This window comes from Tannerella forsythia, assembly GCF_003860135.1.
Lineage (GTDB): Bacteria > Bacteroidota > Bacteroidia > Bacteroidales > Tannerellaceae > Tannerella > Tannerella forsythia_A.
Map to the genome: position 1 here is coordinate 151625 of NZ_RQYN01000001.1, position 13857 is coordinate 165481.

Annotated in this window: 8 protein-coding genes; 2 read left to right on the forward strand and 6 right to left on the reverse strand. The window is 53.8% G+C overall.

The genetic code is table 11. The annotated features are described in order from the left end of the window. The first annotated feature begins 231 nt into the window (after nucleotides 1-231). Both EII41_RS00675 and EII41_RS00680 read left to right on the forward strand, forming a co-directional pair. Entirely contained in the window at nucleotides 232-867 is a 636-nt protein-coding gene (locus tag EII41_RS00675; RefSeq protein WP_185711783.1) for a DUF4230 domain-containing protein, read from the forward strand. Next, nucleotides 864-1517: a DUF4230 domain-containing protein gene (locus EII41_RS00680; protein ID WP_124789003.1), complete on the forward strand. Its 654-nt coding sequence runs from the start codon at nucleotides 864-866 to the stop codon at nucleotides 1515-1517. Before EII41_RS00675 ends, EII41_RS00680 begins: the two co-directional genes overlap by 4 nt. On the opposite strand, the gene queF is transcribed toward EII41_RS00680, so the two are convergent. The 6 genes from queF to EII41_RS00710 form a co-directional block, all read right to left on the reverse strand. Continuing rightward, nucleotides 1500-1973, reverse strand: coding sequence for a preQ(1) synthase (gene queF / locus EII41_RS00685; RefSeq protein ID WP_014225461.1), 474 nt, complete (start codon nucleotides 1971-1973; stop codon nucleotides 1500-1502). The genes EII41_RS00680 and queF overlap by 18 nt on opposite strands. A gap of 191 nt (nucleotides 1974-2164) precedes the next feature. Further along, nucleotides 2165-2863, reverse strand: coding sequence for a DUF6261 family protein (locus EII41_RS00690; protein ID WP_124750992.1), 699 nt, complete (start codon nucleotides 2861-2863; stop codon nucleotides 2165-2167). 385 nt (nucleotides 2864-3248) lie between these two features. Beyond that, nucleotides 3249-7289 (reverse strand): two-component regulator propeller domain-containing protein, encoded by a 4041-nt coding sequence (locus EII41_RS00695; protein ID WP_124789004.1) that lies wholly within the window; start codon nucleotides 7287-7289, stop codon nucleotides 3249-3251. Nucleotides 7290-7387: 98 nt separating this feature from the next. Continuing rightward, on the reverse strand, nucleotides 7388-10732 hold the full coding sequence (gene secA, locus EII41_RS00700; protein ID WP_124789005.1) for a preprotein translocase subunit SecA: 3345 nt from the start codon (nucleotides 10730-10732) through the stop codon (nucleotides 7388-7390). Nucleotides 10733-10791: 59 nt separating this feature from the next. Then, nucleotides 10792-12378, reverse strand: a complete 1587-nt coding sequence (locus EII41_RS00705) for an alkaline phosphatase family protein (protein ID WP_124789006.1) — start codon at nucleotides 12376-12378, stop codon at nucleotides 10792-10794. Next, a complete protein-coding gene (locus EII41_RS00710; protein ID WP_124789007.1) occupies nucleotides 12375-13604 on the reverse strand; it encodes a DUF4105 domain-containing protein in 1230 nt (409 codons plus the stop codon). The genes EII41_RS00705 and EII41_RS00710 overlap by 4 nt, the downstream gene beginning before the upstream one ends. Nucleotides 13605-13857: the final 253 nt, after the last annotated feature.

Below are 13857 nucleotides of genomic sequence, written 5' to 3' on the forward strand. Positions count from 1 at the left end.
GAAGCGTTGGGGAAAAAGGCATCGTATTTCGTCGGAGGGCTGTAAGCCTGACGTAACATTGTCGTATATTCGTTCGTCCATGTATTAAATGGTAAACGCCGAACTGTGTATCGCGTAATTTGGGTTGAATGTATCCGGAGCAAATAAAAACGCAACGTATGCTTCCTCTGCTTCGACCGGCAGAACACAATGCAACGATGGCGATTGAACGGAAATAAGTATTTTTGTCGTATGGTAAAACAACTTTTGTATCTGCTTTTCTTCCTTGTCGGCATCGGGCTCACGGCCTGCCGGAAGGAAGAAGAGCCTTCGCTCCTTTACGAGCTGAGGGATATGAACGAATGGATCCTGGCCGAGGTGCGCGTAGAAAAAACGGTCATCATCGACGATCCTGATATTCGTTTCAGGGAGATCGGTTCGCAGGCCGGTCTCTTTCCTGACGCGGTAGACTGGGTGAAGCGAAAAACGACCGTCGGCAAACGCATCGGCGTTTATTCGTTTGGGACGTATCTCTCCGCCGTTCTCGATATGAACGGATTGACGGAAGAGGATATCCGGCTCGACCGGAAAGAGAAACACTGCACCTTGCGGCTTCCGCCGGTGCGGATCAAAGAGCGGGGACGCGATTTCGAAGTCAAGACCGAACACGAGCGGGTCTCGATTTATCGTACACCGCTGACACCGCAGGAGAAGGCCAAGGCCAAAGAAGAGGCCAGCCGCCGGCTCTCGGAAGAGATCGCGAAGAACGGGAAACTGAAACGCGAACTGACGCGGCAGGCCGAGGAACGTGCGCGCGCTTACTTCGGCACCTTGCTGGCCGGATGGGGATATGAAGCCACCGTAACATTCAGGGAGGAACAGCCATGATCCGACGCCTCCCGAAAAAGATGCTCCTTGCCGTCGCCTTCTCGCTTCTTCTCGTCTTGGGCGGCTGGTGGGGCTATCGCGGCCTGCATCGCGAACGTACGGCGGTGCGCGCATTGCCCGCACGGGTAGGAGAGATTCGGCAGATGGTCAGACTCTCCACGCTCGAAATCATGACGGACGAAATCGTCAAGGATACGGTACAGATCAAAGCCGTCGTGTCGCGTGTCAGAGCGCATGTGTATATCGGCTTCGACATGGAAAACCTCCCGATGGTCGAGCGGGGCGACACGCTTTTCGTCCAGCTTCCGCCCGAGATCATCGAAGTGCGTGAAGCTACGGAAAACGGCTATCAGGTGATCGACGTATGGAACGTGCAGATGCCCGACGAACCGGCACCCACGCCGCTGAGTACGGCCGAAGAGAACATCCTCAAAAGACGCCTCCCGCAGCGTATCACCGCACAGGCTTATGAGCGCGGATACGTCAGACGCGCACGAGAGAATGCGCTGCGTTCCCTGTCGGCTTTGTTTGCCGGTTTCAGGGAGCAGGTCGTCATCATCGACCGTTACCCCGACGGATGGAGAGAAGAACGCCGGCCGCCCGCGCCGGTTCCGGAGCATCCGCCCGTCCGGCTACCGTCCGGCACGTAAATTCCCGGCCTGTATGTTGAAGAGACGTTGTTCGGCCAGCGCTTCGTACTTCGTGCCCGGCCGGCCGTAGTTGCAATACGGATAGATGCTGATGCCGCCGCGCGGGGTGAAGAGTCCCGTCACCTCGATATACTTCGGTTCCATCAGGCGAATCAGGTCGTTCATGATCAGGTTCACGCAGTCTTCATGAAAAGCGCCGTGTCCTCGGAAACTGAAGAGGTAGAGTTTCAGACTCTTGCTCTCCACCATTTTCACGTCGGGGAGGTAATCGATCCATATCGTGGCGAAATCGGGCTGTCCCGTGATGGGGCACAGGCTCGTAAACTCGGGGCATTCGAAATGTACCCAGTAATCGCGTTCGGGATGTTTGTTCGTGAACGCCTCCAGTACCTCCGGCGCGTAATCTTGCCGGTAGGTTGTCGCTGTTCCTAAAAGTGTCAGTTCTTTATTTTCCATGCGACAAAAATACGACTTTCCGTGCAGACGGTATGCCTGTAAACAAAAGAAATACGAAGTGGATGATATGTCCTAAAAAGTTTAACATCAAATTTCAGGACAGGACACTAAAAAGTCGTTTGTTCCGGCCCCTTACTGCTTGCGCCGAAGGGGCGATACGAAAGTATGGGCAAATAAGCCGGAACGAGAAACTATCTGCCCGAACGTCGCGCAATGACGTCGTTCATCTCTTCGATGATCTGTTCGACGGTAGCCGCGAAAGCCGTGTAGTTGTCGGGATCGACCATCCGCATCGTTTCGACGTAGAGCAGCAGTTTATCGTTAATCAGCTCGAGTAATGTTTTTTTCAGTTCGCTGGCCGTTTTTTCTTTGGCCGCGTGTGCCCAATACGTTTCGTAGGCAATGCGTTCCACGGTGAAGTCGGATTGTGCGTGGCGAAGTTCGGACAGCGCTTCGGCCATTCCCGGCAGCGTGTCGACATGCGCTTGGGCGCCCGGTTCGGCAAAATCGAGCAGAAGCGATTCGAGCAAAGACGATTTGGAAGCATAATTTTGGTAGACGATCTTTATTCCGTACTTGGAGAAGATAGTCCAAAGCGCGTCGGCAGCCATGCTCTGAGCGGGTATCGGCATCGCCCGGTATCCTTTGAGGATATCGCGCAGTTTACGCAGTTTTTGATTGCGCAGCGCATCGGCCGTACCGAGCTTGGATTGCATACGGTTATGTTTGATCGCCTCCGTAATGTGGAGTGATTGCGTACGCATTTGGTTAAAGAGCCGGTTCAGAAAAGGATCGGTCGCAAGATGGGGGTGTTTGTCATAAAGAAGAATCAGACGGTCGGATATATCGTCTGTTTCCGTAATACGAACGCGAGAATCTAATTTCTTCATAACCTTGATTTTTTTAATGAATATATTCTATGTTTCTTTCGGGGTTTTCCCGATGGTCAAATCCGTTTGATTTTCCTTTTCGGGGTTTTCCCGATGGTTAAATCCGTTTGATTTTCCCTTTCGGGGTTTTCCCGACGATCAAATCCGTTTGATTTTTCTTTTCGGGGTTTTCCCGATGATAAAATTCGATTGATTTTCTCTTTCGGGATTTTCCCGAAAGGCAATTTTTTAATTGCACGTCAAAAATACATTGCTTGCATCGGAAAAAAAAGAGATCAATGATGTTTTAAAACATAGAAATGGACGATTGAACGTTTTTTCTTCTGTTCGGTCGTCTGTTTTTTCGTTATCGGACAAACAGGGTCGGGCAAAATCGTCACGGTCTTTACTGCTTGCCCGAAGGCGGGGCGAGTTGGCGGGTGCGGAATTCGGAGGGAGACATCCCGAACTGTTCGCGGAAGCATTTGGAGAAATATTTCGGCGAGCCGAAGCCTACTTTGTATGCCACGTCGGCGATATTCATTTCCGGATGACTTTGGAGCAGGTAGGTGGCTTTTTTCATCCGGATGGTGAGGATAAATTCGTTGGGAGTTTGCCCGGTGACGCCTTTGATTTTATGGAACAGGCGGGTGCGTCCCAACGCCATTTCGCGCGAGAAGAGGGCGACGTCGAAATCTTCGTCGGACAGATGTTGTTCGATGACCTGACGGGCGCGTTCGATAAATTCGCGGTCGATTTCGTTCGAGGCGATGGCCGAGGGAGGGAGTTCGGTCGAGCGTCCGAATTTTTCCTGCAGCAGGCGTCGTCCGTTGATCAGGTTTTGGCAGCGCGCGACGAGCAGGTTCACATCGAACGGTTTGGTGATATAGTCGTCGGCTCCGAGGCGGAGGCTGTCGAGTTTGGCTTCGACGGCGGTTTGTGCCGTGAGCAGGACGACGGGGATGTGCGACGTGGCGAAATTGTTTTTGATTCGCAGGCACATTTCGCTTCCTGAGAGGAGGGGCATCATCAGGTCGCTCAATACGATATCGGGCTGATGGCGGATGGTTTTCCGTAGTCCTTCTTCGCCGTTCGAGGCGGTATGGACCGTGTAGATCGGCTCGAGGATGCTTTGCAGCACATGAAGCAGTTCGGGGTTGTCTTCTACGATCAGGATGGAAGGCCGCTCGCGGTTGCTTTCGGTCGTGTCGGGAGAAGGCGTGTCGGGCAGCGCGTCGTAGACTTCGACGGGGCGTATATGCCATTCGCCGGCCGCCTGCAATCCGCGCTTTTGCCCGTCCGAGAGATGCCCGTCGCCTTTCTTCATCACTACTTCGAAGGTGCTGCCTTCGCCGATGCGGCTCGATACAAGCACGCGCGCCCCGTGCGCGTCGGCGATATGTTTCGTCAGCGCCAGTCCGATGCCTGTTCCGGGCGATACGGATTCGTCGGTCTTCAGTCCGGTATCTACCTGATAGAAGCGGTCAAAGATATGGGGGATGTCGCTTTCGCGGATGCCCTGTCCGCTGTCGCGCACGGCGATGCGGACTTCGTCGGCATGTTCGCTCACGCTCATCCCGACGCTCCCGCCGGCCGACGTATATTTGAAGGCGTTGGAGAGCAGGTTGTAGAATACTTTCTGCATCTGTGCCGGGTCGAACCACAAGCGTATGCTTTCGCGGTCGGTATGGAAGGTGAACTCGATCTGCCGGTGTCCCGCGTATTCTTCGAAGGCGAGATACATTTCGTGCATGAATTTAACGATGTCGTGCTCTCCTGCGCGGATCACAAGCTTGCCATTCTCTGCTTTGCGGAACTCCATCAGTTCGTTGATCAGGTTTTGCATAAGCCCGATGTTGCGACGCACACTGACCATGCGGCGGTGCACGTCGGCAGACGTCTTGCCCGTCTGCATCATCGTGTCTATCTGACTGGCGATGATGGTCAGCGGAGTCCGAAACTCGTGTGTGATATTGGTGAAGAAACGCAGCTTCGACTGGTTGACGGCTTCTAAATGCTCCTTTTCTTTCTTCTGGTATTCGAGCGAGGCTACGAGCCTCACCCTCGATTGGACGAACCGGACGTAAAGCGCGGCCAGCGCGGCCAGCAGCAAGGCGTAACACAGATAGGCATACCACGTTTGGTAGAGAGGAGGAGCCATGTTCAGCTTGAGCGCGGTGCGGGCCAGCACCGCTCCGTCGATCGGCGAGACGGCCTCCAGTTCGAGGCGATACTTGCCCGGACGGATGCCGGCAAAGTTAAACCGATGGGTGCCCGGCTGCACCGACATCCATTGTTCGGACAGACCCAGCAACCGGTACCGGAAACCGGGACGGTTCGTGGCGATGAAATGATCGGACGAAAATTCGAACTCCAGCATCGACTGTTTGTGATTCAACGCGACGGATTCGGTAAACGGCAGCGCTGCGTTCAGGATGCCCGAAGCATCGCCGGGGCGTACCGGCGTATGATTGACCCACAGCTGCGAGAGATACAGGTTGAAAGGCGGCAGCCGGGCAGCCAGCTTGTCTTCGGCGAAAGATACCATGCCGTTCATGCCGGCGATATAGACTTCGTTGTCGGCCGTGACGGTCAGACCGCCGTTGTAAAGCGAGTTGAGCGGAAAACCGCTGCCGGAGTCGTAATGGTTGATTTCCTGCGTCGCGGGATCGAGGGTCGAGAAGCCCTGCGTGGTGGCCAGCAGTAATTTGCCCGAAGGCAGCTCGGCCAGATTGCTGATGTACGCGTTCGAGAGCGAACCGTTGTCGGAATCGAAGCGGGTAAACGCATCGGACGAAGGGTTGTAACGATTCACACCGCCTCCGTTCGTGGCAATCCATACCTTGTGTTTGCGGTCGATCAGGATTTTGTTGATCTGGTTGTTACTGAGCGACGCCGGATCGTCTTTGCGATGCGTATAACTCCGGCAGATTCCCGTCCGCAGGTCGTACCGGTACAGTCCGTGGCTGGCGATCCACAGCCGGTCTTCGTCGTCGGGCTGCACATCGATGAAGTAGGTGACCGACCGATGCAACGTTTCGGAAAAAACGGAGAATTGCGCGGTGCGGCGGTCGAACACGTAGAGCCCGTTGTAGGTGGCCACGAGCAGGTGCTCACGGTAGGGGAGAATGGCCCGGACGACATTCGATTCGTGCAGGGCGGAGTTGATTTCGCGGTAAAACGTCACTTGTTGCGTTTTCGTATCGAGCATGCAGAGACCTTCCAGATGCAGGCCGAGCCATAACTGATGGCGAGCGCGGTCGTAATAAGCCGTCTTGATGTTTTTCTGCCTCAGCGCGGCATAGTCCGTGTACGTCTTCTCCGACGGATCGTACAAAAGCAGCCCGTTGCCCTCGGTACAGAGAAAGAGCCGGCCGTCTTCCGCCTCGATCACCCGGCTGATGACCGGAAAAGGCTTGTTCCGCAATACCCCTTTCTGCAAGTCGTGGAACGTGTAAAAATCATATTCGGGGTTGAAGTAATTGACCCCGCCGAAGTACGTACCCGCCCAAATCGTACCCTGCCGGTCTTTGTATAAATACCAAACCGATTCGTTCGATAGCTTTTGCAGGTTATGCTCTTCCGAGTCGTAGTGCGTAAACTGCTCCGTGACGGTATCGAACCGGTCGAGTCCGTTCTTCGTGCCGATCCATATTCCGCCGTTGTTGTCTTCGCATACGGTGCGTACGAAGTTCGACGAGAGCGCGCGGCCGTCGGCACTCTCGCGGTAGTTGACGACGGTGCCCTGCGGCGTCAGCCGGTACAGTCCGTTCTGCCACGTGGCGATCCAGAGGTTCTGCCGGCTGTCTTCGTAGATCGACGAGACACGACTGCAACCCGTGATAAGCGACCGGACGCGCCCATCCGTCCCGACGGTGTAGACCCCCGAATCGATCGTGCCGATGACGAGACGCCCATCCGTCCGGGTGTGAATCCGCGTGATGACCGTTTGTGCATGGCTTGTTTCAAGAAGAAGCGAGAACTTGCCGTCACGATACGTGTAGAGACGGTTTTGCGCGGCCAACAGCAAACGGTCGGTGTCATAGGCCATGGCATCGTACGGGGTGTCGGTGATCCGTGACAAGGTGCGGGTGCGCAGGTCGAACCGGTCGATGCCGTTCTGGGTCTGGATGAATACGGAGCCTTGGCCGTCGCCGCAGATCGTCTTGATCAGATTGCCCGACAGCGAATGCGGATCATCTTCTTTCGGTTGCAACACCGTGATGCTGCTTCCGTTGTACAGGTTCAGCCCTTCACGTGTGCCGAACCACATCGTGCCCAACTCGTCCTGATAGATGCTCATGACCGATAGCTGGGACAGACCGTTCTCGATACCGATTTTGGAGAAGTACACATCGCTGCTCCGGCCGTATGATACTGTCGAACATGTCTCTCCGACAAGTATCAGCACCAAGCGGTATATCCATATACGGACGGCAGACGGCATCACTTCAAATGGGTTTGTTTTTTCCGAAAGAAAAGAGACGTACCTTCCGGCGCGTCTCCTTTTGCTTATACCACATTATATATAATGTATAGGAATGTTTAGAGTCCCTTGCCGTGGCAGTTTTTGTATTTCTTGCCGCTGCCGCAGGGACACGGATCGTTCCGTCCCACTTTCTTCTCCACGCGCACCGGCTCCTGAGGCTGCCGCGACTGTCCCCCGCCCGTCGGAGGTTTGGGAAGCAACGGATCACCGCTGCCGTCGGCCCGTCCGCCGCTGCTTACCGTATCTTTCTCCGTACGGTAACGGCTCATGTCCGTGCGTCGTTCGGGAGCGGCCTCGCGCACCTGCATCGGTTGCTGTTCTTCCTCACGTACCGGAATCTGTCCGCGCATCAGCACGGCTACCGTCTTCTTGTTCATTTCCTCGACCATGACCTTGAACAGGTTATACGCTTCGAGCTTGTAAATCAACAACGGATCTTTGTTTTCGTAGCTGGCGTTCTGTACCGACTGGCGCAGATCGTCCATCTCGCGCAGATGCTCCTTCCACGACTCGTCGATCGTATGCAGCGTGATCGCTTTCTGAAACGCTTTCACGATGGCTTTCGAATCCGTTTCGTAAGCCTCTTTCAGATTGCAGGAGATGTTGTACATCCGTTTACCGTCGGTAATCGGGATCATGATGTTTTCGTACATCGCTCCCTGATTCTCGAACACCTGTTTGATAACCGGATTGGCTACTTGTGCCATCCTTTCCGTACGACGTTTATACTGTTTCAGCGCGGCATCGAACACTTCGTCGACGAGCTGATCGGTTTTCATTTCGCGGAATGTCTCTTCCGAAACCGGGCATTCAAGCGCGAGTGTGCGGAAAAGCTCCAGTTTGAACCCTTCGAAATCGCCGCTGTCTACCGCCTGTTCCACAAGGGCTGTCGTCGTGTCGTAGAGCGTGTTCATCACATCGAGGCCGATCCGTTCACCCATCAGGGCATGACGCCGGCGCGTGTAGATCACGCTTCGTTGCGAGTTCATCACGTCGTCGTATTCGAGCAGACGCTTACGGATGCCGAAGTTGTTTTCTTCCACCTTCTTCTGCGCGCGTTCCACCGACTTGCTGAGCATGTTGTGCTCAAGCACCTCGCCTTCTTTGAATCCGAGTTTGTCCATCAGTCCGGCGATGCGTTCCGAGGCGAAGAGACGCATCAGGTTGTCTTCGAGCGAAACGAAGAACACGGACGATCCCGGGTCGCCCTGACGTCCCGCACGACCGCGCAACTGCCGGTCTACACGACGGCTCTCATGACGTTCGGTACCGATAATGGCCAATCCTCCGGCAGCGCGTACGGCCGGCGACAATTTGATGTCGGTTCCGCGACCGGCCATGTTCGTGGCGATGGTCACCGTGCCCGACTGTCCCGCCAGCGCGACGATCTCCGCCTCCCGCTGATGCAGTTTCGCATTCAATACATTGTGCGGAATCTTACGCATGTGGAGCATACGGCTCAACAATTCCGAAATTTCGACCGAAGTCGTACCCACAAGCACCGGTCGGCCGGCTTTGACCAGCGCACTGATCTCCTCGATCACCGCGTTGTACTTCTCGCGGGTCGTCTTGTAGATGCGGTCGTTCATGTCGGTACGCGCGATCGGCTTGTTCGTCGGGATGACGACAACATCCAGCTTATAAATGTTCCAAAGCTCGCCGGCTTCCGTTTCGGCCGTACCGGTCATACCCGACAGCTTATGATACATACGGAAATAATTCTGCAAGGTAATGGTGGCGAACGTCTGAGTGGCCGCTTCTACCTTCACGCGCTCTTTCGCTTCGATAGCCTGATGCAACCCGTCCGAATAACGACGGCCTTCCATGATACGGCCCGTCTGCTCGTCGACGATCTTCACCTGCCCGTCGATGACCACGTATTCGTCGTCTTTCTCGAAAAGCGTGTAGGCCTTCAGCAGCTGGTTGATCGTGTGCACACGTTCGCTCTTGATCGAGTAATTCGTTAGCAGTTCGTCCTTCTTGGCTTGTTTTTCCGCCTCCAATAATCCCATGTTACTGATCTCCGACAGTTGCGAAGCGATGTCGGGCAGCACGAAGAATTGCGGATCTTCCATATTACCCGTCAGCAAGTCGAGTCCTTTATCGGTCAGCTCGATGCTGTTGTTTTTCTCGTCGATGACGAAATAGAGATCGTCGGTTACGAGGTGCATGTTGCGCATGTTGTCCTGCATGTAAAACTCTTCGGTCTTGAGCATGCTGGCTTTTACGCCCTGTTCGCTCAGGAATTTGATGAGCGCCTTGTTCTTGGGTAGTCCTTTGAACGAGCGATAGAGCAGGAGGCTGCCTTCTTCGTGCGTTTTCTTGTCGTCGCTCGCCATCTTCGACTTGGCTTCGGTGAGGAGCTTCGTACACAAATTCTTTTGAGCGTTGACCACGGTTTCTACCTTCGTGCGGTATTCGTCGAAGAGTTGTTCTTCACCTTTGGGCACGGGACCGGAGATAATCAGCGGTGTACGCGCGTCGTCGATCAATACCGAGTCTACCTCGTCGACAATCGCGTAGTTGTGTTTGCGTTGTACGAGGTCCTGCGGGCTGATGGCCATGTTGTCGCGCAGGTAGTCGAAGCCGAACTCGTTGTTCGTTCCGAACGTGATGTCGGCCAGATAAGCCTTGCGCCGGCTGTCGGAGTTCGGCTGATGCTTGTCGATGCAATCGACCGACAGCCCGTGAAACATGTAAAGTGGTCCCATCCACTCCGAGTCACGTTTCGAGAGGTAGTCGTTGACCGTTACCACATGCACGCCTTCGCCTGTGAGGGCGTTGAGGAAGACGGGCAGCGTAGCTACGAGCGTCTTTCCTTCGCCGGTGGCCATTTCGGCAATCTTTCCCTTGTGCAGCACGACACCGCCGAAGAGCTGCACATCGTAATGTATCATGTCCCATTTCACCTCGTTGCCGCCGGCTACCCAATGATTCTGATAGATCGCCTTGTCGCCTTCGATGCGTACGAAGTCGTGGCCGGCCGCCAAGTCGCGGTCGAAATCGGTCGCTGTGACCGTAATCTCTTCGTTTTGCACGAAACGACGCGCCGTATCTTTAACGATGGCAAAAGCCTCGGGCAGCACCTCTTCCAGCACTTTCTCGTACTGATCGGCTATCTTCTTTTCGATTTCGTCTACTTCGGCCCAGATCGTTTCACGCTCTTCCAATTCTTTTCCGTCGATGCCCTTGCGCAACTCTTCGATGCGTTTTTTCTCTTCGCTCACGTAATCCTGTATGCGCTTGCGGATGTCTGCCGAGCGGGCACGTAACTCGTCGTGCGAAAGCCCCTCGATGGCCGGGTAGGCCGCCTTGATCTTATCTACGTAAGGCGTAATTTCTTTTAAATCTCGTTGTGACTTGTTGCCGAACAACTTCGTCATTATTTCGTTAAATCCCATATCGTTGTATTTTTTAATTTCTTAGTTGTGAATAGATGTTTGGTGTGACAACCGAATCCTTACTGTTGCCGGATTTCGGGAAGCGGATATTCGTCGCAGGCGTTCGGTGGACGAATACGCAGCACGTGAGTTACGGTCGGAGCGATTTCCGTCGCCTTGATTTCGCGGTAAATATGTTGCGGTTTGATGCCGCATCCGAAAAAGATAGCCGGCATCGGTACCGCGTTGTTCCGGATGATGCGGGGTTTTTCGTTCGGGTTTTCTTCGTGACGGATTCTCCAGCCCGGTTGCAGCGAGATCAGCAGATTGCCGCGTCCCGTGTGATACGTCCCGCGATGAAAGTCGGCCATCTCCTCGTTCCACGTGCCCGAACGCAGCGCCATGTCGGTGGTGACACGTTCCACACCGCTGAACTCGCGCAGAAATTCCGCCGCCTTGTTTTCAAATTCGGCCGGATCGATTTTCGCGTCTTCGATCGTTTTACGGTTGAGGAAAACTTGATTGTTGTAAAATCCGTTGATCCAGTTCTTCTGACCGTAGATAGCCATCAGGTACATGTTCAGTAACGCCATGCAGCGTTTAGGATGAAATTCTCCGCCGGCGAGTTTCATCCCGTCGGGGAGCGTTTCTTCGCTCTTGAAATAGCCGGTGCCCGAAAGTACGACGAGCGTATGAGAAAGACCGACCTTCTTGTCGATCAGGTCGAGCAATTGTTCGAGGTCTTTGTCCAACTGATGATACGTGTCCTGAATCTCACGGTTATATTCTTTACCGGGGATATCGCGGAAATTTCCGGCATAGAACGTGATAGACAGCATATCCGGTGTGGGGCGTGTCCCGAATGCTCCGTATTCGAGGAACTGAGCGGCGAGTCTGTTCACTTCCTTATTGCCGTATGGCGAAGTTTTCAGGTCGGGATAACATCCTACGGTGTTCGCTTTGAACGTATGCTGGAAGGCCGTGTTCTCCTGCACGTAAGGCAGTGCGTCGTATTTGCCGACCGGCAACGACGGTTGCCATACCAGCGTGCTTAACCGTGCCGACAGCGATTCGCTTCCGTTGTTATATTTTTCTACATACCATGGCACGCCTTTGTAGTAGGTCGTAGTCGCCCATTTGCCGTTGTAATTGTCGAGCCAGAAAGCGCCGTTGGCAGCATGTCCGGCCGAGAGGATCGCGCTTTCGGCATCGGGGGCGATGGCGTAGACTTCACTCCGTCCTTTCGAAGCGATTTTCAGCTCGTCGCCGATCGTGGCCGCCAGCAGTTTCTTGGGCGAATAATGATCGCGCGTATAATTGCCGAGGAAATCGGGATCGTGGAGCGGCGATACTTCCTTCGATTTTTCGAAATCAAAGATCCGGCTACCGGTAATGCCGTGCGTCGAAGGATAAGCACCGGTGAAGAGGGTGGCGAAAGCCGTTGCCTGATCGACGTTGCTGAATCCGAAGCGGACGTTATGATATACGGTTCCTTCATTGAAAAGGCGTTTGAATCCGCGTTCGCCGAAGGTGTGGTAGAAATATTCGATATAATCGCCGCGCAGCTGGTCGACCGTGATGTAAACGACCAACTTCGGGGCATGCTGTTGCGCCTGAAGGTTACCTACCGCCAGAATCGCAATCAGAGAGGAAATGAATTTTATCATTCGAACTGTTTTGTCTTTCTTCTTATCAAGTATTTTCCGGAGCGTAACATTAAACTTAGCATCAGCGGAATAAAAGCGATGTTCAGATGCTGTGGGAGGAGAATCCATCCGATCGGCACTGCGCAAAGCGCCGCAAAGTTAATAAAATGATAACAATATGCGGCTTTGTTAAGTTTTTTTACGGCCATCAGGACGGCTCCCACCCAATGGAGCGGATGTAACCATCCGAGCGAACTATTCGGCCACATGCAGGGATGCACCGAGAGGAAGCTGAGGAAGAACAGCACGCAGCCGGCTGCTCCGGCAAGGAAGAACAATCCGACGTCGAGCCACCGGAAATAAGTCTTTTTGCGGGTTTCGATAAGGGTCAGTAATGCGACAATAACGAAGAAAATCAGACTGCATACGAGTGGCGTAAAGAACGTCTTTTCCGGTTCGTCTTTCACTTCTTCCGTCAGGATATGGGTAGCTGAGACAAGCCGATGTTTCGAACCGTCGGGGCGGATGATCCATGCCTCTGCAAACGCTTCTTTCAGCCGTGCGGGGATAAAAAAAGACTCGCGCAGCGTCATGGTGCGGTCGGTCGGGCTGCCCAGCGCGAGATCGCAGCCGAAGGTATTCCATGGGTGATTACGCGTGCAATAATTGATCATGTCGCGAAAAGACTCTTCGACCCGACGTTCGGCATAGGCAATCTTCCCTTGAACAGCCTGTTCGATCATCACCGCCGGACGGGTGGCGCAGTTGTCGAAGAAAAAATTATACCGGTATACCCGATTTTCGGGAAGCGCGTTCGTGGTGAGTGCTTGGAGTAACGCCACTCGCTCGGTCGAGTCGAGGTTGAGCACCTGTTCGCAGACTTCGCTGCCGCGCATCCGGTATTCGTTCAGATAACTCTCGAAATCCATGACGCCGAGTATGTAGTCCGTTTCGCCACGCGCAAAGCGATAAATGAAGTTGGGTTTGGAAAAATCGAAGATGCCGTAGTTGAAGACATAATCCGACGTACGTATGAAACTTTCCGTTTCGAGCGTTTCCTGAATACGGATCGCCGTGTGACCATAGAGCGTGTACGTTTCGTCGTTGCTGGGCGAGCACGTCAGTAAGCTGACACGGAGTTGATTGCCTGATTCGGCTGTCTGTCCGCTGATGGTAAGGGCGATAGAGAGCAAAAAGCCTGCCAGCAGCCCTTTTCCGCAGCGCAGGTTTCGTTTTCTTTTCAACATGTTCTTCTTTTCTTTGTTCGTGACAAGGTGATAAAAAGCATTTCTACCGACTCGTTCCGGATGTCTGATGCGATGTATCAACGTCATAAAGTTCGCAAAGATAATTCTTTTTTTAACGGAAACGGATGGATCGGGTTGGCCGTTGAAGCTATCCGAACGAATGATTCTGTCGGAAATCCGGGTCTGTGTTGAATCGTGTGGGTAACCCATAAATCAGGATCCGGAAAAAAGTTGTATAATTGCATTCATGGAA

Coding starts and splice junctions, on each gene's coding strand:
- EII41_RS00675 (WP_185711783.1), top strand. CDS start 232: ATGGTAAAACAACTTTTGTATCTGCTTTTCTTCCTTGTCGGCATCGGG.
- EII41_RS00680 (WP_124789003.1), top strand. CDS start 864: ATGATCCGACGCCTCCCGAAAAAGATGCTCCTTGCCGTCGCCTTCTCG.
- queF (WP_014225461.1), bottom strand. CDS start 1,973: ATGGAAAATAAAGAACTGACACTTTTAGGAACAGCGACAACCTACCGG.
- EII41_RS00690 (WP_124750992.1), bottom strand. CDS start 2,863: ATGAAGAAATTAGATTCTCGCGTTCGTATTACGGAAACAGACGATATA.
- EII41_RS00695 (WP_124789004.1), bottom strand. CDS start 7,289: ATGCCGTCTGCCGTCCGTATATGGATATACCGCTTGGTGCTGATACTT.
- secA (WP_124789005.1), bottom strand. CDS start 10,732: ATGGGATTTAACGAAATAATGACGAAGTTGTTCGGCAACAAGTCACAA.
- EII41_RS00705 (WP_124789006.1), bottom strand. CDS start 12,378: ATGATAAAATTCATTTCCTCTCTGATTGCGATTCTGGCGGTAGGTAAC.
- EII41_RS00710 (WP_124789007.1), bottom strand. CDS start 13,604: ATGTTGAAAAGAAAACGAAACCTGCGCTGCGGAAAAGGGCTGCTGGCA.